Genomic DNA, 22660 nt, shown 5'->3' on the forward strand with positions numbered 1-22660 from the left:
GTTTCGGCCAGTGAGGTCCCAGGAGGGAGTGAGCACATGACAAGACTGCGCGCGCTGGTCGCGCTGGCGGCACTGATCGTCGCCGGTGGACTGGTTGCGGTCATCCCGGCCACGGCCGCGTCGGCGGCGGCCTGCTCGGCATCGTGGCAGGCCTCGGCCGTCTACTGGGGAGACGCCCAGGTCTCCCACAACGGCCGCAACTACCGGGCGAAGTGGTGGACCCAGAACGAAGCGCCGCCGGGTACGACCGGCGTCTGGGAGGACCTCGGAGCGTGCGGAGGAGGCACCACGCCGCCCACCGGGGGGACCTGCGCCTACCCGAACTGGACTGCCGGAGCCTGGTACGCCACCGGGGCGATCGTGCGGTACACCAACGGTCTCTACTACATCGCCGAGCACGACAATCCCGGGTACGACCCCATCGTCAGCACCTGGTACTGGGAGCCCTACACCTGTGGCGGCCAACCCCCGACCACCCCGCCACCCACCAACCCGGGCGGCTTCGTGGTGACCGAGGCCCAGTTCAACCAGATGTTCCCGGGTCGCAACTCCTTCTACACGTACTCCGGACTCGTCGCGGCGCTCAGCGCCTACCCGGCGTTCGCCCGCACCGGCAGTGCCACCGTCCAGCGGCAGGAGGCCGCGGCCTTCCTGGCAAACGTGTACCACGAGACCGGTGGGCTCGTGCACATCGTCGAGCAGAACACCGCCAACTACCCGCACTACTGTGACCCCGGCCAGCCGTACGGCTGCCCCGCCGGGCAGGCCGCCTACTACGGGCGGGGGCCGATCCAGCTCAGCTGGAACTTCAACTACAACGCCGCGGGCAACGCCCTCAACCTGCCGCTGTTGACCAACCCGTGGCTGGTGCAGACCGACGCCGCGGTGGCCTGGAAGACCGGTATCTGGTACTGGATGACCCAGAACGGGCCGGGCACCATGACCGCCCACAACGCGATGGTCAACGGCGCCGGGTTCGGGCAGACGATCCGCAGCATCAACGGCTCGATCGAGTGCAACAACGGAAACCCCGCCCAGGTGCAGAGTCGCGTCACCAGGTACCAGCAGTTCGTCGGCATCCTCGGCGTGTCCGCCGGAGCCAACCTCTACTGCTGATTCGCGGCCGGGCCTCGGCGTACGTCGTCGGACGGAGTCGGGGCCCGGCACATCGGCCGCCGGACCCGGTGGGGGCGGTGGTTGTTTCGTTGCGATCAACCCGTTGACACGGCCCTGGTTCGACCGGAACTATCAGCGACAGTTCACCGCCCGGCTCTCGTTGCTCGCGAGCACCAATGACAACGATGTCAGGGCCCGACCCCCGAGAAGTTCCACTCTGCCCAGACGTTCGACGTACTCGACGCGGTTCGAGTCGAAAGGCCCCGTCCCTCATGTCGCATACCCCCCTTGCGCGTCCTCGCCTGCTGGCGGCGACGACAGCAGCCCTGCTACCGCTGGGCCTGCTCGTCGCCGCGCCCCTGGCGAACGCCGCCCCCCAACCGGCAACCCCGGGCAACTTCACCTCCTCGTTCGAGCCCGCCGACCCGCAGCCCGCCACCAGCACCGCTGAGGTCGGCGCGAACGGAAAGCCGATCCAGGCGAACCTGAGCGGCAAGGTCTCCACGCTGCCCGGCAGCCTGCTCGGCCAGGTCGCCGCCGTGACCGCGAGCGACGAGTACCGGCCGAAAGAGATCGCCGCGAACCTCACTGACGAGGATCCGTCGACCAAGTGGCTCGTGTTCGCCACCACCGGATGGGTGACCTACCAGCTCGCCAAGCCGGCGACCGTGGTGCGCTACTCGCTGACCGCCGCCAACGACGCACCCGAGCGAGACCCCAAGGACTTCGTCATCCAGGGGTCGAACGACGGCAAAGCCTGGACCGACCTGGACAAGCGCACCGGCGAGAAGTTCAGCGGTCGCTTCGCGACCAACAAGTACAGCTTCACCAACACCACCGCCTACGGCTACTACCGGCTCAACGTCACCGCGAACTCCGGTGACTCGATCGTCCAGCTCGGCGACTGGAACATCAGCGACGGCTCGAACGTCGCCCCGCCGGCCACGCCGATGGTCAGCGTGGTCACCGCCGGTCCGAACGACGGGTACACCACCAAGCCGGAAGCCGGTTTTACCGGGCTGGCCGCGCTGCGGTACGCCGGCGGCGCCCTGGCCAGTGGCCGCTCGTACGGGACCAACAAGCTCTTCGACGTCAACATCCCGGTCGGACCGAAGACCCGACTGTCGTACAAGATCTTCCCTGAGTTCACCGGAGGGGACAACCAGTACCCGTCCACCTACGCCGCGCTCGACCTGCACTTCACCGACGGCAGCTACCTGAGTGGACGCTCGCCGGCCGACCAGCACGGCAACCTGCTCACCGCCGCCGGTCAGGGCGCCTCGAAGGTGCTCTTCGCCAACCAGTGGAACCTGGTGCAGGCCGACCTCGGCACCATCGCGCGTGGCAAGACGATCGACCGCATCCTGCTCGCGTACGACGCCCCCACGGCCACCGGGGACACCCGGTTCCAGGGTTGGCTCGACGACGTCGAGGTGGAGGGCACGCCGGCGTCGATCGACGGCTCGAAGCTCACCAACTACGTCGACACCCGACGCGGCACCAACTCGTCGATCGGTTTCTCGCGCGGCAACAATCTGCCGATCACCGCGGTGCCGAACGGCTTCAACTTCTTCACCCCGGTGACCGACGCGGACTCCGAATCCTGGGAGTACGAGTACCACCGGATGAACAACGAGGCCAACCTGCCCATGCTGCAGGGCCTCGCGATCTCCCACGAGCCGAGCCCGTGGATGGGCGACCGCAACCGGATGTCGGTCATGCCGGTCGTCGGCGACGGATCACTCACCGGTGACCCCGCCAGCCGCGCGCTCGCCTTCAGCCACGACGACGAGACGGCACGGCCGGACCTCTACCGGGTCACGCTGCAGAACGGCCTGACCGCGGAGATGTCGCCCACCGACCACGCCGGGATCATGCGGTTCACCTTCCCGGCCGGGCAGTCGACCGGAAGCCTGGTCTTCCACACCGGCACCTTCACCATCGGCACGGACGGCACGTTCACCGGCTGGGTCGACAACGGAAGCGGCTTCTCCGCCGGCCGCAGCCGCATGTTCGTGGCGGGCTCCTTCGACCGGGCGCCAACGGCATCCGCCGCGACCTCGGCCACCTTCGACCTCTCCACGACCCGGGAGGTGACGATGCGCCTCGCGACGTCGTTCCTCTCCGTCGACCAGGCGCGCAAGAACCTCGACCTGGAGGTCACCGGCAAGAGCTTCGACCAGATCCACACCGCCGCGACGGCTGCGTGGAAGGACCGGCTCGGCCGGGTCGAGGTGCGGGGCGCCACCGAGGCGCAGCTGGTCTCGATGTACTCGAACCTGTACCGGCTGAACCTCTACCCGAACTCGCAGTCGGAGAACACCGGCACCGCCGCCGCGCCGCGCTGGCAGTACGCGAGCCCGGTCTCGGCGCCGACCGGCACGTCGACCCCCACCCACACCGGTGCGAAGATCGTCGACGGCCAGATCTACGTCAACAACGGGTTCTGGGACACCTACCGCACCGTGTGGCCCGCCTACTCACTGCTCTACCCGGACATCGCCGCCAAGATCTCCGACGGCTTCGTCCAGCACTACCGTGACGGCGGCTGGATCGCCCGCTGGTCGTCGCCCGGCTACGCGGACCTGATGACCGGCACCAGCGCCAACGTGGCCCTGGCCCAGGCGTACCTCTCCGGGGTCAAGCTGCCCGACCCGCTCGCGGCGTACGACGCAGCAGTCAAGGACGCGACCGTCGCGTCCGGGCGCCCGGAGGTCGGCCGCAAGGGCATCGAGAACTCCCTGTTCCTCGGCTACACGCCGACCTCCACCGAGGAGTCGGTGTCGTGGGCGCTGGAGGGCTACATCAACGACTACGGCATCGGCAACATGGGTGCGGCCCTCGCCAAGGACCCGGCCACGCCGAAGTCGGAGCGCGCCCGGCTCAAGGAGGAGTCGCGCTACTTCCTGGAGCGCGCCCGCAACTACGTCCACCTGTTCGACTCGAAGACGAAGCTCATGCAGGGCCGCGACGCCGCCGGCAACTTCCTCGCCGGTGACCCACTGGACTGGGGTGGCGTCTACACCGAGACGAACGGGTGGAACTTCGCCTTCACCGCGCAGCAGGACGGTCAGGGCCTGGCCAACCTGTTCGGTGGGCAGAAGGAGCTGCGCGACAAGCTCGACACCTACTTCTCCACCCCGGAGAACGCCGACCGTCCCGGTGGGTACCGCGGCATCATCCACGAGATGGTGGAGGCGCGGGCGGTGCGGATGGGGCAGCTCGGCATGAGCAACCAGCCGTCGCACCACATCCCGTACATGTACAACTTCGCCGGCGCGCCGGCCAAGACCCAGGCGGCGGTCCGGGAGATCCTGCGCCGCCTCTACGTCGGCAGTGAGATCGGCCAGGGCTACCTGGGCGACGAGGACAACGGCGAGATGTCGTCCTGGTACATCCTCAGCTCGCTGGGCATCTATCCGCTGCAGGCCGGGTCGTCCGAGTGGACCATCGGTTCTCCGCAGTTCACCAGGATGACCGTGCACCGCAGCACCGGCGACATCGTCGTCAACGCGCCGAACAACAGCGTCGCGAACGTCTACGTGCAGGACGTCAAGGTCAACGGCAAGAAGCAACGCGGCCTCTCCCTGGATGTGTCGGCGTTCGCCAAGGGCGGCACCATCGACTTCCAGATGGGCCCGAAGCCGTCGTCGTGGGGCAGCGGCAAGAACGACGCGCCGCCGTCGCTGACCAAGGGCAACGAGGCTCCGAAGCCGTTGCAGGACCTCACCGGCCCCGGTCTCGGCACCGCGACCACCACCGGCGGTCAGGACGCGTCGAAGCTCTTCGACGACTCGTCCACCTCCCAGGTGACCTTCACCTCGGCGACCCCGGAGATCACCTGGGCCCTCCGTGTCGGCAAGCAGAAGCCGACGTACTACACGGTCACGTCCGGGGCCGGTGCGGGCGATCCGGCGGACTGGCGCCTTCAGGGCTCCAACGACGGCCTCACCTGGACCACAGTGGATTCCCGCAAGGACCAGGTGTTCCCGTGGCGCAACCAGACCCGCCCGTACTCGATCGACAAGCCGGGACGGTTCGCGCAGTTCCGCCTCGCCGTGACGAAGACCGTCGGTGCCGCGCAGACCAACCTCGCCGAGGTGGAGCTGCTCACCGGGGGTGACCTCGACCTCGGTGGCGGCGACATCACCGTCACCGCCGCGGAGGACGTGCACGCGAACGCCGGGGGACCCATCTCGATGCCGCTGGGCACCGTGACCGGCGGCGACGCCAGCGGCTACCAGGCCACCATCGATTGGGGTGACGGCACGCCGGTCACCGCCGGTGTCGTGACGTTGAGCTCGCGGGCCGTCTACCGCATCGGTGGGTCGCACACCTACGCCACGCCGGGCTACCACCAGGCGAACGTCACGGTGACCGATGGCGAGAGCCAGAGCTCCGCGACCGTCGGCGTCGAGGTGGCGTACGCCCCGTCCTCCGGTCTCACCGCCGCGTTCGACAACGTCTGCGTCGGCGACGAAGGGGTCCTCGCGGCAGACTGTGACGCCAAGTCGTGGGCGTACTCGCGGGCCGCCCTGGCGGCCGGCGGTGCGATCCAGGGCCAGCCGCAGCAGGTTCCCGGAACCGCGCTGCGGTACACCCTGCCGATGATCCCGGCCGGGCAGCCGGACAACGCCACCGGTAACGGGGCGACTGTCGTTCTCAACCTTCCGGCGGACGCGAAGAGCATCTCGTTCATCGGTGCCGGAACGCAGGGCAACCAGAGCACCACCGGCACGGCGACGTTCAGCGACGGCAGCACGGCCAGCATTCCGATCCAGTTCAGCGACTGGACGCTGGGCGGCAACGCCAACGGCACCCCGTCCTACGGCAACGTCATCGTCGCCCGGACGGCGTACCGCCTGCAGGGCATGAGCCGGGACGGCGCGCAGCCGTTCCTGTTCGCCACCGCGCCGTACCAGATTCCGGCGGGCAAGACGCTGGTGTCGGTGACCCTGCCGACGCAGACCGGCGATCCTCGCTCGGCGGGTCGGATCCACGTGTTCGCCGTGGCCAACGACGGCACGCCCGCCCCGGCGCTGGCGACCGTCGCCGGGAAGGACCAGACGGCCACCGCCGGGCAGGCCCTCGCGGCGAACCTCGGTGCGGTGACCGGCGGCGTTCCCGGTACGACGGGCTACCGGGCCCGCGTCCAGTGGGGTGACGGCACGGTTCCGGACGACGTGACGATCGGCGCGTCCGGCGCGATGAGCGGCCAGCACACCTACGCACGCGAGGGCACCTACACGGTGCGTGTCACCGCGTGGGACACGCTGTCGAGCAGCGCCGAGTCCTTCACGGTGACTGTGGCCCGGGGCCGGTCGCAGCCGGCGATCGCGTTGTCCGCGTCCGGCACGGTCAGCACCGGTGGCGCGATCACCGTCGACGGCAGCGGCTTCGCCGCCGGCGAACAGGTGACCGTCAGCATCGGCACCGACCCGGGCCGGACCACCAAGGTCACGGCCTCCGCGACCGGAACGGTTCGCACCTCGGTGCCGACCTCCGGTGACGCACAGCCAGGCCGGTACGCCGTCACCGCGACGGGCGTGTCCTCGCGTACGCCGGCCACGGCCACCGTCCAGGTGACCGAGCAGGCGCAGGCGCGGACCTACCGGCCACGGGTGGCGCTACTGACCACCTCCGGGCCGCGTGGCACGTCGATCATGTTCGACGGTTCCGGGTTCGTTCCGAACGAGGCGGTCACGGTCACCTTCGGGAACGGGCTCGCGGTCAGCACCGTGCGGGCGAACGGTGACGGCGTCATCTCCGGCGCGACGGTCAGCGTTCCGGGTGCGGCGAAGGCGGGCGCGACCAGCGTCACGCTGAACGGCGCCACGTCGGCGACGAAGGTGTCCCGACCGTTCACCGTCACCGGCTAGCACCGAGCCGGACGTAGTGCCGCGTGGGGCGGGCCGTGAATTCGGCCCGCCCCACGCCAGCTGGGCGCCACCCGCTGTTAGCGTCGTCTGCCGTGACCGATCACGCGCTGCTCGCTTCGGGGCGCGACGCTGATGTCTTCGCGCTCGACGAGTCGCGGGTGCTGCGCCGCTACCGCCAGGGCGGGGACAGCGCGCCAGAGGCGGCGTTGATGGCGTACGTCGCTGCCGCCGGCTACCCGGTGCCCCTGGTGTACGACGTCCAAGGGCCCGACCTGGTGCTCGAACGACTCGACGGCGAGACTCTCCTGGCGGCGATGCTCGCCGGGCGTACCGCGGTCGGCGCGGCTGCCGACCTGCTCGTGGGCCTGCACGAACGCCTTCACGCCCTGCCGGCCCGGTTCAGCGTCGACCCGACGGACAGCATCCTGCACCTCGACCTGCACCCACAGAACGTCATGGTGACCTCGCGCGGACCGGTGGTCATCGATTGGCGCAATGCGGCCGAAGGACCGGCTGACCTGGACGTGGCCATGACCGCCCTCATCCTCGCCGAGGTGGCGGTCGGCCCGGACGTACAGCTCGCCGGTCGTGCCCGGGACGGCCTTGAGGCCTTTCAGCGGCGGGCCGAGCCGCCCCGGGCCAGCCAGCTGCGGCGGGCGGTGGGCCTGCGCCGCGTCGACCCCGCGTTGTCGGTCGTCGAGAAGTCCGCCCTGGGCCGCGCCGCAGCACTGGTCCGCACCCGGGTGGACTGACCGGGCCGGAGCCCCGGGCGGTCCCGGGCGGCGCGGTGATCGGCGTCGGACCAGCCACAGATGCGGCGGGGATTCGTCAGACCAAACGGTGACACTGCCGGAGGCGGGTCGCGGCGCGCGTCCGCGACTCATGAACAGTCTGTTACCGCTAACATGGTCAATCTGCCAGATCGGCTGTGTGGCTCCGGGTCGACCCGGAGGGGTTCGATCAGTGGCTGGGCGGGGTGCAGGGTGGACGTGAAAGCGCCAGGACGGTTCCGGTGACGACCGGCGACGTCGCGCGACGACCCGGCATCATCGACGCGCATCATCACCTCTGGGTCCGGGCGCGGCACCCGCAGCCCTGGATCGATCCGCACACAATGGCCGCGATCGACCACGACTTCACGCCGGTCGAGCTTGCCCCGGCGACCCGGGCCGCCGGGGTCACCCAGACCGTGGTCGTGCAGTCCGTCGCCGTCCGCTCGGAGACGCCCGAGCTGCTCGGCATCGCGGCCGACGACCCCCTCGTCGCCGGGGTCGTCGGCTGGGTCGACCTCACCGCCGCCGATGTCGGTCGTCGCCTCGACCGACTACGCAGGGCGCGGGGCGGCGAACGGCTGGTAGGCATCCGCCACCTGGTTCAGTCCGAGCCCGAACCGACCTATCTCGACCGTCCCGACGTGCGGCGGGGCATCGCCGCGGTCGGCGCCGCCGGCCTCGCCTTCGACCTCCTGGTGCGTCCGCACCAGCTGCCGGCCGCCACCCGGCTCGTCCGTGACCTGCCCGAGGTGCGGTTCGTCCTCGACCACCTCGGCAAGCCCGCACTCGGGCGAGCCGATCTCGGTGACTGGCGCCGCGACGTACGGGCGCTCGCGGCGGAGCCCAACACGACGGCGAAGCTCTCCGGCCTGGTGACCGAGGTGGAGGGTGCGTCCTGGACGGCAGCCGACCTGCGACCCGCTGTCGAGCACGCCCTCGACGTGTTCGGGCCGGACCGGCTGATGTTCGGCTCGGACTGGCCGGTGTGCCTGCTCGTCACCTCGTACACCCGCTGGGTAACCGTCCTCGGCGACCTGTTGGCCCCGCTGTCCGACGACGATCTGGCGGCGATCTGGCGGCGGACCGCCGCCCGGGCGTACCGGCTGGCGCCGTCCTGAGGCGGCAGCGGGTTCCGAACTGGGGACATAGCATGTTATCGATAACATGCTTACGGCGGCGGTCAATGTCGGGTGGTCAGACCTATGTCTCCGGTGGTGCAGGTAACGATGACAAAACATGCCGGCAAGACCTTGGCAACATACGTGAATGCGTGGCAAGGTAACGCCTGATCGTGGGAAACATCCGACCTATCTTTGAGGTTGTGCGGGCACCTGGCCGCATCGACAGCTGAGCGGGGTCGGTCGCTCACAGGCGTTCGGCTCGTCGGCGGGTCCCCGTCGGGTGCCGGCGCCACGCTTGGGGAAGGTCAGGTCCGACGATGAGTAGCGTCGAGGCAACCGCCGGCACGCAGCGCGGCGAGTTCAGCGACTGGGTCCGGGAACGGATCTCCCACGCCGTCTCCGAGTTCACCGCCGCGACCGCGCTGGTCGTCCTGTTCATCGCCCTGACCTTCGCGAGTCCCTACTTCCTGACAGCGGACAACCTCTTCAACATCGGGGCGCAGACAGCGGTGATCGCCATCATCGCCACCGCCCAGACGATGGTCATCATCACGAAGGGCATCGACCTGTCCGTGGGGTCGGTCGCCGCGCTCGCCGGCGTGTTGGGCGCGATGGTCGTGCGCGACCTCGGCTTCTCGATCTGGGCGGCCACGGCGGTCGCGATCGGCGTCGGCGCGCTGGCCGGGCTGTTGAACGGGCTGCTGGTGACGGTGGCCCGGATCCCGCCGTTCATCGCGACGTTGGGGACGATGTCGGTGGGCCGCGGCCTCGTCTTCATCATCACCGGGGCGGTCGGCGTCTACGGCCTGCCCCGATCCTTTCAACTGCTCGGCAACGGTGAGATCCTCGGCATTCCGTTCGCCGTGGTGATCACCATCCTGGTCGCCGTCGGGGTGGCCTTCCTGCTCTCCCAGACCCGTTTCGGTCAGCACACCTATGCGATGGGCTCCAACCTGGAGGCGGCCCGCCGTTCCGGCATCCGAGTGGGGCGGCACCTGACCGGGGTGTACGTGCTGGCCGGTGTGCTGGTCGGGCTGGGCGGCATGATCGCCGCGTCCCGGGTCAACTCCGGCCAGCCCAACTACGGCATCTCGCTGGAGCTCGACGTCATCGCCGCCGCGGTCATCGGCGGAGCCAGCCTGTTCGGCGGGCAGGGCCGGATCGTCGGCACCATCATCGGCGCGTTCCTGATCGCCCTGGTACGCAACGGCGCCGTCCTGCTCGACATCAGCATTCACTACCAGCAGGTGATCGTCGGCGTGATCATCTGGGCCGCCGTCTACTTCGACCAGTACCGCCGCCGGCGGCTGGAATCACGGGGTTGACATGCCATTTCGAGAGTCCGAACGAGGAAGGACACACACCATGGCACACACCACCACCAGCCGGCGGACGCGAGGACCACTCCTGCGCGCGCAGGCGATCCTGGCCGCGGTCGCGGCGACCGCTCTGCTCAGCGCCTGTGGCGGGGTCGAGGTCCGCGACGGCGGCGACGGCGCGACAAAGGACGCGAGCGGTCCGTTGAAGCTCGCCGTCGTACCCAAGGCGGTCGGGGCCGACTACTGGAACACGGTCAAGGCGGGCGCGGAGTGCGCCGCGGAGCGCGCGGGCAACGTCACCGTCCAGTGGGACGGGGTGACCACCGAGACCGACGTCGAGGGCCAGGTCAACCTGATCCAGAACTTCGTCACCAAGAAGGTCGACGGCATCGTCTACGCGGCGACCGACTCCAGCGCGTTGGCGCCGGCGACCGACAAGGCGCTCGGCGCCAACATCCCCGTCGCCATGATCGACTCTGGCACCAGCCCGCAGCCGTCGAACGTGCCCCTCTTCGCCACCGACAACCGTGCGTCGGCGACCGAGGCGGCGAAGATGCTCGCCACCGAACTCGGCCCCGGCAACCACGAGGTGGCGCTGGTCGAGTTCCAGCCCGGCTCGCAGACCAACACTGAGCGGGTCGACGGCTTCAAGGCCGGCCTGGCCCAGTACCCCAACCTGAAGCTGGTCGGCCAGCAGCCGAGCAAGAGCGACGTCAACGAGGCCCGCCGGGTCACCGAGAACATCCTCACCGCCAACCCCAACCTTGCTGGCGTCTTCGCGGCCAACGAGCCGAGCGTGCTCGGTGCCGCGCAGGCCATCCAGGCCGCCGGCAAGTCCGGCAAGGTGGTCATCATCGGCTGGGACGCAGCCCCGGACGAGATCGCCGGGGTACGCAGCGGCCAGATCTCGGCGCTGGTCGTGCAGAACCCGTTCAAGATGGGCTACTTCGGCGTCGACAAGATGGTCAAGCACCTTCGGGACAAGGCACCGCTGGCCTCGGCCGACACCGGCGTCACGTTCGTCACCAAGGAGAACATCGACTCGGCGGAGATCAAGGCGGTGCTCGAGCCCAGCTGCGCCAACCCGCCGGTGCAGTGATGGGCGGCATCCCCACGGCCACCGCCGACAGCGATCAACAACCCGTCGACGGCGACCCGCCGGTCCTCGAAGCCCGCGGCATCGTCAAGCGGTTCGGGCACGTCGAGGCGTTGCGTGGTGCCGACTTCACGGTTCGCCGGGGTGAGGTCGTCGCGTTGATCGGTGACAACGGCGCCGGAAAGAGCACCCTGATCAAGACCCTGTCCGGTGTGCATCCGCCGGATGAGGGCGAGATCCTGATCGGCGGCCGTCCGGTCCAGTTCTCCACCCCGGTCGACGCCCGGCGGGCGGGGGTGGAGACCGTCTACCAGGATCTCGCCGTCGCCGACGACCTCAGCGTGGCCGCCAACCTGTATCTCGGCCGGGAGATCCTGCGCTCCGGACCACTCGGTCGGCTCGGGCTGTTGGACAAGCGGGCCATGCGACAGGGCGCCGCCGCCGCCCTCGACGAGTTGGGCGTACGGATCTCCCGGGTCACCACTCCGATCGCGATGCTCTCCGGTGGGCAGCGGCAGTGCGTGGCGGTCGCCCGAGCCATCATCTGGGCGACAAACGTGGTCATCCTCGACGAGCCGACCGCGGCGTTGGGCGTGGTCCAGACCGGGCGGGTGCTCGACGTGGTTCGGCGGGCGCGCAACGCCGGCATGTCGGTGGTGTTGGTGAGCCACAACATGCCGCAGGTGCTCGACATCGCCGACCGGGTCGAGGTGCTGCGCCTCGGCCGACGAGCCGCGCAACTACGCGCCGACGAGGTCACCACCGACGACCTGGTCGCGGCGATGACCGGCAGCACGGATCGGGACGAGCGGTGACGGCGGTACGGGCGAGCGTGAACACCGTCGAGTCGCGGCTGCGGCTGCGGCTGAGCCCGCTGGGCTTCGGCGCCTCGCAGGGCGGCAACCTCTACCGGGCCACGTCGGAGGAGCAGTTCGCGGCCGCGGTGGACACCGCGTGGGCGGGTGGCATCCGATACTTCGACACGGCACCGCATTACGGGTTGGGCCTGTCCGAACGGCGGCTGGGTGCCGCCCTGCGCTCCCGCCCGCGCGGCGAGTACGTGGTGTCGACGAAGGTCGGTCGGCTGCTCGTGCCGTCGCCGGAGACGGCTCACCGGCGGGATCCGGAGGGGTTCGACGTTCCCGCCGATCACCGCCGGGTCTGGGACTTCAGCCGCGACGGCGTGCGCCGTTCGTTGGAGGCGAGCCTCCGGCGCACCGGCCTGGACCGGATCGATGTGGTGTATCTGCATGATCCGGACGAGCATTGGGAGCAGGCCTCGCGCGAGGCGATCCCGGCGTTGGTGGAGCTGCGGGAGCAGGGCGTGATCGGTGCGGTCGGGGCGGGGATGAACCAGTCCGCGATGCTGGCCCGCTTCGTGGCGGAGACCGATGTGGACGTGGTGATGTGCGCCGGCCGGTACACCCTGCTGGAGCAGGGGGCGTTGACCGACCTGCTGCCCGTCGCGCAGGCTCGCCGCGTCGGTGTGGTGGTCGCCGGGGTCTACAACTCCGGGCTGCTCGCCCGGGAGATGCCGCCGACCGACGCCGTCTACAACTATCGGCAGGCGCCGGTGGAGGTGATCGACCACGCCCGTCGGGTGGCGCGGGTCTGCCAGGCGTACGGCGTCACGCTGCCGCAGGCGGCGTTGGCGTTCGTCCGCCGTCACCCGGCCGTGGTGTCGACGGTGGTTGGCATGCGTGACGAGGCCCAGGTGACCGAGACCCTGCGCCGATCCGACGTCGACGTCCCGGATCAGCTCTGGGCGGCCCTGTACGACGAAGGGCTGCTCGATGTGCAGTCGTGAGGATCGGCGGTCACGATCGGGCCGTCTCGACGCTCGCGTCAGCGTCGTCGGGTAACCCCTGCAACGACTCCTCCACGCCGATCAGGTGGTTGGCCATCCGGGTGCGGGCCCGTTCCGGGTCGCGCGCCACGAGGGCCTTGAGGATCGCCACGTGTTCGTCATGGGTACGCAGGTCCGCGCCCTCCTCGTGCAGACTCCGCCAGAGCCGGCCGCGGATGGTGCGCCCGGCGAAGGCTTCGATCAGGCCGACGAGCACCGGATTCTCGGCGTGCACGGCGATGATCCGGTGAAACGCGATGTCGATCTCCATGATCCGCTCATGGTCCTGCGGCGACTGGCCGACCATCCGGGCCGCCTCGTCGAGCAGGTCCGCCGCCTGGGCCAGGGCCTCGTCGGTGATCCTGGTCGCCGCCAGCCGGGCGGCCTCGCACTCCAGCAGTCGCCGAACGGTGTGGATGTGCCGTGGGTCGCCCTGACCCTGGAAGTCCACCACGAAACCCATCGGGGCCAGCAGTTGTGGCGCGTCGAGGTTGGTGACGTAGGTGCCGTCGCCCTGGCGGATGTTGACGATGCCGAGGATCGACAGCGCCGACATCCCCTCGCGTAACGAGCCCCGCGAGACGCCGAGCGACTCGGCGAGATCCTTCTCGATGGGCAACCGGTCTCCGGGCCTGAACTGCCCTTCGAGGATCATCCGTTTGATGCCGTTGACCACTTCGTCAGTGCGAGACATGATCCCCCTAGCGGCCGGCGGGGGTGGCCTTCCCACCCGCGATCACGTACGCCTCCGGAGATGACACGGTAGTCGGGTCTGTCGCGGCCCAGTAGTGGCCGTCGGGAAACCGGTAGAGCGTGACGGACTCGGGACGCATCCGGGTGGAGTAGCCGGGCTCGCTGGGCAGGACGTAACCGCTGCCCGAGCCGGTGTCGCGGATGATGCACGGATCGGTGAAGTGCTCGTGCAGGTGGTCGACGAACTCGGTGACCCGGTTGGTGAGATCCCCCGAGATCGCGACGTAGTCGAGCACCGACACGTGTTGGACCATCTCGCACAGCCCGACGCCGCCGGCGTGTGGGCACACCGGGATGTCGAACTTCGCGGCGAGCAGCAGCACGGCGACGATCTCGTTGATGCTGGCCAACCTGCCGGTGTCCAGCTGGCAGAAGTCGATGGCCTCGGCTTGGAACAGCTGCTTGAACATCACCCGGTTGTGGCAGTGTTCGCCGGTGGCGACGCCGATCGGTGCGACGGCACGGCGGACGGCAGCGTGGCCCAGGATGTCGTCGGGGCTGGTCGGCTCCTCGATCCAGAGGGGCTTGAACTGGGCGAGGGCCGTGACCCACTCGATGGCCTGACCGACGTCCCACACCTGGTTGGCGTCGATCATCAGGTTGCGATCCGGCCCGAGGATCTCCCGCGCGATCGCGCAGCGGCGGATGTCGTCATCGAGGTTGGCGCCGACCTTGAGCTTGACGTAGCCGTAGCCGGTGTCCACCGCCTCCTGGCACAGCCGGCGCAGCTTGTCGTCGCCGTAACCGAGCCAGCCCGCCGAGGTGGTGTAGGCGGGGTAGCCGGTCCGGTCGAGCTCGGCGAGGCGGGCGGCCTTGGTGCCCTCCTTGGCGCGCAGGATGGCCAGTGCCTCGTCCCGGGTCAGCGCGTCGGAGAGGTAGCGCAGGTCCGCGATGTCGACGAGCTGCTCGGGGGACATGTCGACGAGCAGCCGCCACAGCGGCTTGTCGGCGATCCGGGCGACCAGGTCCCACGACGCGTTCAACACGGCGGCGAGGGACAGGTGGACGACACCTTTTTCCGGGCCGAGCCACCGCAGCTGTGAGTCGGAGGTCAGGAGGCGGTAGACCGCGCCCATGTCCGCTGCCATCGTCGCCACGTCCATGCCCACGAGGAGCTGGGCCTGATGGACTGCCGCCGCCGCCACGATGTCGTTGCCACGACCGATGGTGAAGGTCAGGCCGTGCCCCGCGAGCGGCGCGCCCGCGCCGTCGACGCCGTCGGTGTGCAGGACGACGTAGGCCGCCGAGTAGTCGCCGTCCTTGTTCATGGCGTCTGACCCGTCAGCGGTCAGGGAGGTGGGGAAGCGGACGTCTTCGACGGTGACGGCGGTGATCTGCGGCATGCGCTCCTCGCCCGACTAGGCTAAAGATCAGATGATCATTCGGAGTATACGGAGAGTTTCCTCGGAACGTCAACGTTGTCGATCACCGCCGGCATCCAGACATATGATGTTTGCGCGCACCGGACCCGGTCGGGATGGACGACGGCAGACGCACGTCACCTCGACGCATCGGATCCTTGTCGATTGTCGACACCTTTGGGGACGCCTCTCGCGCTGCCCGGCGTCCGCCCGCCATGCTGGTGACGATGATCACCGGCGGCCGCCGACACGCCCGAGAACGACATGTGGGGTGTGACAACGACTGTGTCCCTATATATGGTGTCGAGCGCAGCTGGTTCGGCCGCTCATCCGGCGCGGTCGAGGCAACAGGGAACCCGGTGGAAATCCGGGACTGTCCCGCAGCGGTGAGTGGGAACGACCGCCGTCATCAGCACTGGGCCACCACACGGCCTGGGAAGCGACGGCCAGTAGGAGACCGGCGAGCCGGTCGTGCCCACGAGTCCGAAGACCTGCCAGCGCGCCGCGTACCCGCACCCGGGTGGGCGGCGGTCCGAGGCCGCGTGGGACGGCTGACGCCACCTGACCCACGCCGGGCTGGCGTGGCGTCCGTCGGTGTCTGTCTCCTCGCGTCTCCGGGCCACCAGGTCTCGAACTCCGAGGAGCGAGTGGTGACAGTCACCGAGATAGTCCCGGCCAGCGGCGACGCGACAGTGCGCCGCACGCCGATGCAGGTCCGCAAGCGCGACGGTGGCACCGAACCGGTGGACGTGAACAAGATCGTCCGGGCGGTCGAGCGGTGGGCCGACGACCTGACCGACGTCGACCCGATGCGGGTGGCCACCCGCACCATCAGTGGCCTCTACGACGGCGCGACCACTGCCGAACTGGACCGGCTGTCCATCCAGACCGCGGCCGAGATGATCGGTGAGGAGCCGCAGTACTCCCGCCTCGCCGCCCGGCTGCTGGCCGGCTACGTCGACAAGGAGGTGCGCCGGCAGGGCATCACCTCGTTCAGTGCGGCGATTCGGGTCGGCCACGCCGAGGGCCTGATCGGTGACGACACCGCCGCATTCGTCACCGCGCACGCCACGACGCTCGATGCCGCCATCGACCCGGGCGGCGATCGCAGGTTCGAGTACTTCGGGCTGCGCACGGTGTACGACCGCTACCTGCTGCGTCACCCCACCAGCCGGCTGGTGCTGGAGACCCCGCAGTACTGGCTGCTGCGGGTGGCCTGCGGCCTGTCCCGGACGGCGGACGAGGCGGTCGGCTTCTACCGGTTGATGTCCAGCCTCGCCTACCTGCCCAGCTCACCGACCTTGTTCAACTCCGGCACCCGGCACACCCAGATGTCCTCCTGCTACCTGGTCGACTCCCCGCTCGACGAGCTGGACTCGATCTACCAGCGGTACGCCCAGGTCGCCAACCTGTCCAAGTTCGCCGGTGGCATCGGCATCGCGTACTCCCGGGTCCGCTCCCGGGGCGCGCTGATCCGGGGCACGAACGGGCAGTCCAACGGGATCGTGCCGTGGCTGCGCACACTGGACGCGAGCGTCGCCGCGGTCAACCAGGGCGGCCGGCGCAAGGGCGCGGCCTGCGTCTACCTGGAGCCGTGGCACCCGGACATCGAGGAGTTCCTGCAACTGCGGGACAACACCGGCGAGGACGCCCGGCGCACCCACAACCTCAACCTGGCCAACTGGATTCCGGACGAGTTCATGCGCCGGGTCGAGGCCGACGAGTTGTGGTCGCTGTTCGACCCGCACGAGGTTCCCGAGCTGCCCGACCTGTGGGGGGAGCGGTTCGACGCCGCGTACCGGCAGGCCGAGGCCCAGGGTCGCTACGTGCGGCAGGTCCCGGCGCGGGAGCTGTACGGGAAGATGATGCGGACCCTCGCCCAGACCGGCAACGGGTGGATGACCTTCAAGGACGCCGCCAACCGACTCTGCAACCAGACCGCCGAGCCGGGCTTCGTGGTGCACCTGTCCAACCTCTGCACCGAGATCGTCGAGGTGTCCAGTGACGCCGAGACCGCCGTGTGCAACCTCGGCTCGGTGAACCTGGCCGCCCACCTCACCGACGGCGGCATCGACTGGGAGCGGCTGCGCGCCACCGTGCGGACCGCGGTGACCTTCCTCGACCGGGTCATCGACATCAACTACTACCCGACCGCGCAGGCGGCGGCGAGCAACCCCCGCTGGCGGCCGGTCGGGCTCGGGCTGATGGGGCTGCAGGACGTCTTCTTCGCCCTGCGGCTGCCGTTCGACTCGCCGGCCGCGCGGGAGCTGTCCACCCGGATCAGCGAGGAGCTGTACCTGACCGCGCTGGAGACCTCCGCCGACCTGGCTCGCGACTTCGGCGCGCACCCGGCGTACCCGCAGACCCGGGCCGCGCGGGGTCAGCTCCAGCCCGACCTGTGGGGCGTCGAGGGTACGCAGACCGCGCGGTGGGACGCGCTGCGGGAGTGGGTCGAGGCGTACGGGCTGCGCAACTCGCTGCTGGTGGCGGTCGCGCCGACCGCGACCATCGCCTCGATCGCCGGGTGCTACGAGTGCATCGAGCCGCAGGTGTCCAACCTGTTCAAGCGCGAGACCCTGTCGGGGGAGTTCCTCCAGGTCAACACCGCTCTGGTACGCGAGTTGAAGGCCCGCGGTCTGTGGACCGACCGGATCCGCTCGGCGATCAAGCGGGCGGAGGGATCGGTGCAGGACATCGCGGAGCTGCCGGCCGGCGTACGGGAGTTGTTCCGCACCGCGTGGGAGCTGCCGCAGCGGGCGCTGATCGACCTGGCCGCCGCCCGCGCCCCGTTCATCGACCAGTCCCAGTCGCTGAACCTGTTCCTGGCCGCGCCGACAATCGGCAAGCTCTCCTCGATGTACCTGTACGCCTGGAAGGCCGGGCTGAAGACCACCTACTACCTGCGCTCACGCCCCGCCACGCGGATCCAGCAGGCCACCGTCAGTGCCGTCGCACCCGCCGCCGCCGCACCCATCGCCCTCGCGCCCGTCGCCGTCGACGCGGAGGCGCTGGCCTGCTCGCTGGAGAACCCCGAGTCGTGCGAGGCCTGCCAGTGACCGCCGCCGACACCACCGACGCCGCCACCAACGACACGAGGACCACGCACATGCTGCTCGACCCCGGGATGGACCTCACGCTCCGCCCGATGCGTTACCCGCACTTCTTCGACCGCTTCCGCGACGCGATCCGCAACACCTGGACCGTCGAGGAGGTCGACCTGCACGCCGACCTCGCCGACCTGGACAAACTGTCGCCGGCCGAACGGCACCTGGTCAGCCGCCTGGTGGCGTTCTTCGCCACCGGCGACACGATCGTCGCCAACAACCTGGTGCTCAACCTGTACCAGCACGTCAACAGCCCCGAGGGCCGCCTCTACCTGTCCCGGCAGCTGTTCGAGGAGGCCGTGCACGTCCAGTTCTATCTCAACCTGCTCGACACGTACGTGCCGGACGAGACCGAACGCTTCGAGGCCTTCGCCGCCATCGAGAACATCCCCTCGATCCGCCGTAAGGCCGAGTTCTGCTTCCGCTGGATCGACTCCCTCAACGACCTGCGGGAGCTTCGGTCCCGGGAGGACCGGCGGACGTTCCTGCTCAACCTGATCTGCTTCGCCGCCTGCATCGAGGGGTTGTTCTTCTACGGCGCGTTCGCCTACGTCTACTTCCTGCGTTCCCGTGGTCTGCTGCACGGCCTCGCCTCCGGTACCAACTGGGTGTTCCGCGACGAGTCCATGCACATGGCGTTCGCGTTCGACGTCGTCGACACCGTTCGCGCCGAGGAGCCGGACCTGTTCGACGACGACCTCGCCGACCAGGTCCGCCGGATGCTCACCGAGGCCGTCGAGTGTGAGGTGCAGTTCGCCGAGGACCTGTTGGGCCAGGGCGTACCCGGTCTGACCCTGGCCGACATGCGGGAGTATCTCCAGCACGTCGCCGACCGCCGCCTCGCCCAGCTCGGCATCGCGCCGCTCTACGGGTCGAGCAACCCGTTCGGTTTCATGGAGTTGCAGGACGTGCAGGAGCTGTCCAACTTCTTCGAGCGGCGGGTGTCGGCGTACCAGGTCGGGGTGAGCGGCACCGTCGCCTTCGACGACGACTTCTAGGCAGCGGCGACCGCAGCCGACGCGTTGCAACACCCCGTCCGCGCCGATCTTGCAGCTTCGGTCGCCGATATGCGCGCAATGCTCATTTATGTCGCGACAGGAAGTGCAAGATCGCGGGGAAGGGTCGTTTCGGGCTCGTCGGTTTCGGCAAACTCCTGGGATCTCGGCCTGGGGGAGCACGGCAGATGGTCGCTGCCCCCAGGTGGGGCCAACGTCGTGAACGCGGGAGGGCGCCGCCGTGCCGATCGATGAACCGGTAAGTCGGGCAGACGAACTGTTCGCCGCGATGCGGACGCTTGATGCTCACTGGACTCGGGCACTTGACCAGCCGTGGCGTTCAGGCGGCTGCCTCGAGTGCACGAGTCAGAGCGAATGCCGTCGGCTCGATTGGTCGTTGGCTGTTGTGCCGGACGCCGCATCGATCATGTTGCAGAAGTAACGATGGACGGTGAGCAGTGCGGTGCGTTCGACGACGACTTCTAAGCGGCGACCGATCCGGGGGCCTGGCGTCGCTTGGTGAGCCACCGCATCACGTGCAGTGGGTGCGACGCCGGGTCCGGGATCGGGTGGAAGACGTGTTCGACAGCGCCGTCGGCGACGATCAGGGTCAACCGCTCGTAGAGCGTCATGTCGCCCGCGGTGCGGGTCGGCAGCCTCAGCGCGTCGGCCAGGGTCAGTCTCGGGTCGGGGATCAGCGGGTAGGGCAGCCGTAGCCGGTGGGCGAGTTCACGCTGGTAGCCGGTCGACTGCGCGGACAGGCCGTACACCCGTGCGGCGCCGGCCGCGCGCAGCTCCGCGTGGTGGTCGCGGAACCAGGCGGCCTGCTCGGTGCTGCCGCGGGCGCCGTGGACCTCCAGCAGCCCGTTGGGCAGGTCAACGCCGGGCCGCCCGGTCAGGGGGTAGACGAAGATGACGCTCCGCCCGGCGCCGAGCGCGTCGAGATCGACCGGGCGGCCGTCGGTGCCGTAGAAGGACAGGGGCGGCAATCTGGTGCCGACCAGGGCGGTGGGGTCGGCGTCGACCGGCTGACCGCCGGGCACGACCTGGGTCGCGGCCGTGTCGAGGCGAGCGTCCAGCGCGTCCCGCTGGGCGGTCAGTTTGCCGATGCGTTCCTGCAGGTTGGTGATCGTGCTGCGGTACGTGGCCACCGCCGCCGCGCACACGTCGGTGTCGTCGGAACCACCGGCGATCGACTCCACGAACGGGCGGGTCTCCTCGACGGTGAGGCCGAGTGCCATCAGCTCGCGGATCTGAGCCACCAGCCGCACCGCGATCGGGTCGTACTCGCGGTAGCCGTTGCTCAGCCGCCGGGGTACGACCAGCCCGGCCGACTCGTAGTACCGCAGTGCCCGGACCGTGGTTCCGGTCCGGCGTGCCAACTCACCCACCCGCATCCCGCGACCCTAAACCCGCACCCCGGGGTACGGGTCAACGTGTCCATCGTCGCGGTGTCAGGGCTGCCGTTTCCTGCCAGTCTGGCTGCGAACAGGCAGCTTGAGCAGGGAGTGTGTGATGACGGCAATCAGTCTGGTGCGGGCTCGGCAGATCCTCGACAGCAGGGGCAACCCGACCGTGGAGGCCGACGTGGTCCTCGCCGACGGGTCGACCGGCCGGGCGGCCGTGCCGTCCGGCGCGTCGACGGGGGCGAACGAGGCGGTCGAGCTGCGTGACGGGGACCGGGCGCGTTTTCACGGCAAGGGGGTCAGCAGGGCCGTCGCCGCGGTCAACGGCGAGATCGCCGACGCGGTGCTCGGGCTCGATGCGGAGGACCAGGCCCTGATCGACGAGACGATGATCGCTCTCGACGGTTCGAAGAACAAGGGCCGACTGGGTGCGAACGCGATCCTGGCGGTCTCCCTGGCGGCGGCGAAGGCGGCGGCGCTGGCCCACCGGCAACCGCTCTACCGCTACGTCGGTGGCGTCGGCGCCCGCCTCCTGCCGGTGCCGATGATGAACATCATCAACGGCGGCGCGCACGCTGACAATCCGCTCGACTTCCAGGAGTTCATGATCGCGCCGGTCGGGGCGCAGACCTTCGCCGAGGCGGTCCGGATGGGCGCTGAGGTCTTCCACACCCTCAAGGCGTCCCTGGCCGCGGCCGGTCACCACACCGGTGTCGGCGACGAGGGCGGCTTCGCGCCGCACTTCACCGACGCGGACGAGGCACTGCGGTTCGTGCTGCGCGCCATCGAGGACACCGGCTACGAGCCCGGGTCGGACGTCCTGATCTGCCTCGACCCGGCCAGTTCGGAGTTCTTCCGCGGGGGCGTCTACGACTACGTCGGCGAGGGACGCCAGCGCGCCGTCGAGGAGCACATCGACTACCTGCTCGGCCTTGTCTCCCGGTACCCGATCAGCTCGATCGAGGACCCGATGGCCGAGGACGACATCGCCGGCTGGAAGCGGCTGACGGCGGCGGCGGGGGAGCGCGTGCAGCTGGTCGGCGACGACGTCTTCTGCACCGACGTCGACCGGCTGCGCGACGGGATCGACGGCGGCTACGCCAACGCGATCCTGGTCAAGGTCAACCAGATCGGCACGCTCACCGAGACCCTGGCGACTGTGGACGCCGCCCACAAGGCGGGGTACCGGGTGGTGATGTCGCACCGGTCCGGAGAGACCGAGGACACCACAATCGCTGACCTGGCGGTGGCCGTCGGATGCGGGCAGATCAAGACCGGCTCGCTGTCGCGCTCCGACCGCACGGCCAAGTACAACCAGCTCATTCGCATCGAGGAGGAGCTCGGCGACCGCGCCACCTACGCCGGACGTCGCTGAGGCCGGCACCGCGGCGGCCTCGGCGGGCACGCGTCGGCGGTGACCAGCCGGCTCCCGCTACCGTCGGCTGGCGCAGGCCACACAGGTACGCGCTGACGGGCGGGCGACAAGACGCTCGGCGGGGATGGGGCGACGGCACCCTTCGCACACGCCGTAGCTGCCGTCGTCCACCCGTTGCAGCGCAACGTCCAGCTCGGCCAGGCGTCGGCGGGTGGCGTCGAGGACGGCGGTGAGCTGTGCCCGTTCGAAGGCGATGGTGCTGCCCTCGGGGTCGTGTTCGTCGTCGGCGTTCGACGACCGGGACGCCTCGAAGAGGCTGCGTAGGTCGCTCTCCAGCGTGGTGGCCTGCGCCTCGGTCTGCTCGCGCAGCCGCAGCAGCTCATGGCGGGTCGGGCTTGCGTTGCTGTCCATGACCGTTCCACGGTACTGCGGGATGACCGCGGTCACATGCCCTGGCATTCCGAGACGACTGGTCATATTGTTTGGGAGGTCAGCCAGCCGAACCCCGACCGGAAG

The 22660-nt window shown here is 69.5% G+C and carries 15 protein-coding genes and 1 riboswitch; of the genes, 11 read left to right on the forward strand and 4 right to left on the reverse strand.

Annotated elements, in window-relative coordinates:
• Positions 1-36: 36 nt before the first annotated feature.
• The 8 genes from V6U86_RS21685 (at position 37) to V6U86_RS21720 (ending at position 13111) form a co-directional block, all read left to right on the forward strand.
• Positions 37-1116: a glycoside hydrolase family 19 protein gene (locus V6U86_RS21685; RefSeq protein WP_334505781.1), complete on the forward strand. Its 1080-nt coding sequence runs from the start codon at positions 37-39 to the stop codon at positions 1114-1116.
• A gap of 272 nt (positions 1117-1388) precedes the next feature.
• Entirely contained in the window at positions 1389-6995 is a 5607-nt protein-coding gene (locus tag V6U86_RS21690; RefSeq protein WP_334505783.1) for a GH92 family glycosyl hydrolase, read from the forward strand.
• Positions 6996-7087: 92 nt separating this feature from the next.
• The gene (locus V6U86_RS21695) at positions 7088-7747 is read left to right on the forward strand and encodes a phosphotransferase (protein WP_334505785.1); all 660 of its coding nucleotides are present in this window, start codon (positions 7088-7090) and stop codon (positions 7745-7747) included.
• Positions 7748-8007: 260 nt separating this feature from the next.
• The gene (locus tag V6U86_RS21700; RefSeq protein ID WP_334505787.1) at positions 8008-8886 is read left to right on the forward strand and encodes an amidohydrolase family protein; all 879 of its coding nucleotides are present in this window, start codon (positions 8008-8010) and stop codon (positions 8884-8886) included.
• A 320-nt stretch (positions 8887-9206) separates the two neighbouring features.
• Positions 9207-10214, forward strand: a complete 1008-nt coding sequence (locus V6U86_RS21705; RefSeq protein ID WP_334505789.1) for an ABC transporter permease — start codon at positions 9207-9209, stop codon at positions 10212-10214.
• Between the two features lie 40 nt (positions 10215-10254).
• Positions 10255-11307: an ABC transporter substrate-binding protein gene (locus tag V6U86_RS21710; protein WP_334505791.1), complete on the forward strand. Its 1053-nt coding sequence runs from the start codon at positions 10255-10257 to the stop codon at positions 11305-11307.
• Complete coding sequence (locus tag V6U86_RS21715; RefSeq protein WP_334505793.1) at positions 11307-12119, forward strand: ATP-binding cassette domain-containing protein; 813 nt, start codon at positions 11307-11309, stop codon at positions 12117-12119. Before V6U86_RS21710 ends, V6U86_RS21715 begins: the two co-directional genes overlap by 1 nt.
• The gene (locus V6U86_RS21720; protein ID WP_334505795.1) at positions 12116-13111 is read left to right on the forward strand and encodes an aldo/keto reductase; all 996 of its coding nucleotides are present in this window, start codon (positions 12116-12118) and stop codon (positions 13109-13111) included. The genes V6U86_RS21715 and V6U86_RS21720 overlap by 4 nt, the downstream gene beginning before the upstream one ends.
• Before the next feature lie 10 nt (positions 13112-13121).
• Here the strand turns inward: V6U86_RS21720 and V6U86_RS21725 are convergent, their stop codons facing one another.
• Together V6U86_RS21725 and V6U86_RS21730 are read right to left on the reverse strand one after the other, a co-directional pair.
• Positions 13122-13844 (reverse strand): FadR/GntR family transcriptional regulator, encoded by a 723-nt coding sequence (locus tag V6U86_RS21725; RefSeq protein WP_334505797.1) that lies wholly within the window; start codon positions 13842-13844, stop codon positions 13122-13124.
• Positions 13845-13851: 7 nt separating this feature from the next.
• Positions 13852-15246, reverse strand: a complete 1395-nt coding sequence (locus tag V6U86_RS21730; RefSeq protein ID WP_334505799.1) for an enolase C-terminal domain-like protein — start codon at positions 15244-15246, stop codon at positions 13852-13854.
• A 315-nt stretch (positions 15247-15561) separates the two neighbouring features.
• Positions 15562-15777, forward strand: a riboswitch (cobalamin riboswitch).
• A gap of 194 nt (positions 15778-15971) precedes the next feature.
• Between V6U86_RS21730 and V6U86_RS21735 the strand changes: the two genes are divergently transcribed.
• Together V6U86_RS21735 and V6U86_RS21740 are read left to right on the forward strand one after the other, a co-directional pair.
• On the forward strand, positions 15972-18320 hold the full coding sequence (locus V6U86_RS21735) for a ribonucleoside-diphosphate reductase subunit alpha (protein ID WP_334505910.1): 2349 nt from the start codon (positions 15972-15974) through the stop codon (positions 18318-18320).
• Between the two features lie 50 nt (positions 18321-18370).
• A complete protein-coding gene (locus V6U86_RS21740; protein WP_334505912.1) occupies positions 18371-19366 on the forward strand; it encodes a ribonucleotide-diphosphate reductase subunit beta in 996 nt (331 codons plus the stop codon).
• Between the two features lie 479 nt (positions 19367-19845).
• Here V6U86_RS21740 and V6U86_RS21745 read toward each other — a convergent pair whose 3' ends face one another.
• The gene (locus V6U86_RS21745; protein ID WP_334505801.1) at positions 19846-20760 is read right to left on the reverse strand and encodes a MerR family transcriptional regulator; all 915 of its coding nucleotides are present in this window, start codon (positions 20758-20760) and stop codon (positions 19846-19848) included.
• A gap of 118 nt (positions 20761-20878) precedes the next feature.
• Here V6U86_RS21745 and eno point away from each other — a divergent pair, with 118 nt between their 5' ends.
• Positions 20879-22144, forward strand: a complete 1266-nt coding sequence (gene eno, locus V6U86_RS21750) for a phosphopyruvate hydratase (RefSeq protein ID WP_334505803.1) — start codon at positions 20879-20881, stop codon at positions 22142-22144.
• Between the two features lie 57 nt (positions 22145-22201).
• On the opposite strand, the gene V6U86_RS21755 is transcribed toward eno, so the two are convergent.
• Positions 22202-22555, reverse strand: a complete 354-nt coding sequence (locus V6U86_RS21755; RefSeq protein ID WP_334505805.1) for a TraR/DksA family transcriptional regulator — start codon at positions 22553-22555, stop codon at positions 22202-22204.
• Positions 22556-22660 lie beyond the last annotated feature (105 nt).

The sequence above is a fragment of the Micromonospora sp. CPCC 205558 genome, from assembly GCF_036902955.1.
Taxonomy (GTDB): Bacteria; Actinomycetota; Actinomycetes; order Mycobacteriales; family Micromonosporaceae; genus Micromonospora.

What these genes read in the sequence shown, in the direction of transcription:
- V6U86_RS21685 (WP_334505781.1), top strand. Translation starts at nt 37, where the DNA reads ATGACAAGACTGCGCGCGCTGGTCGCGCTGGCGGCACTGATCGTCGCC.
- V6U86_RS21690 (WP_334505783.1), top strand. Translation starts at nt 1,389, where the DNA reads ATGTCGCATACCCCCCTTGCGCGTCCTCGCCTGCTGGCGGCGACGACA.
- V6U86_RS21705 (WP_334505789.1), top strand. Translation starts at nt 9,207, where the DNA reads ATGAGTAGCGTCGAGGCAACCGCCGGCACGCAGCGCGGCGAGTTCAGC.
- V6U86_RS21710 (WP_334505791.1), top strand. Translation starts at nt 10,255, where the DNA reads ATGGCACACACCACCACCAGCCGGCGGACGCGAGGACCACTCCTGCGC.
- V6U86_RS21715 (WP_334505793.1), top strand. Translation starts at nt 11,307, where the DNA reads ATGGGCGGCATCCCCACGGCCACCGCCGACAGCGATCAACAACCCGTC.
- V6U86_RS21725 (WP_334505797.1), bottom strand. Translation starts at nt 13,844, where the DNA reads ATGTCTCGCACTGACGAAGTGGTCAACGGCATCAAACGGATGATCCTC.
- V6U86_RS21730 (WP_334505799.1), bottom strand. Translation starts at nt 15,246, where the DNA reads ATGCCGCAGATCACCGCCGTCACCGTCGAAGACGTCCGCTTCCCCACC.
- V6U86_RS21735 (WP_334505910.1), top strand. Translation starts at nt 15,972, where the DNA reads ATGCAGGTCCGCAAGCGCGACGGTGGCACCGAACCGGTGGACGTGAAC.
- V6U86_RS21740 (WP_334505912.1), top strand. Translation starts at nt 18,371, where the DNA reads ATGCTGCTCGACCCCGGGATGGACCTCACGCTCCGCCCGATGCGTTAC.
- V6U86_RS21745 (WP_334505801.1), bottom strand. Translation starts at nt 20,760, where the DNA reads ATGCGGGTGGGTGAGTTGGCACGCCGGACCGGAACCACGGTCCGGGCA.
- eno (WP_334505803.1), top strand. Translation starts at nt 20,879, where the DNA reads ATGACGGCAATCAGTCTGGTGCGGGCTCGGCAGATCCTCGACAGCAGG.
- V6U86_RS21755 (WP_334505805.1), bottom strand. Translation starts at nt 22,555, where the DNA reads ATGGACAGCAACGCAAGCCCGACCCGCCATGAGCTGCTGCGGCTGCGC.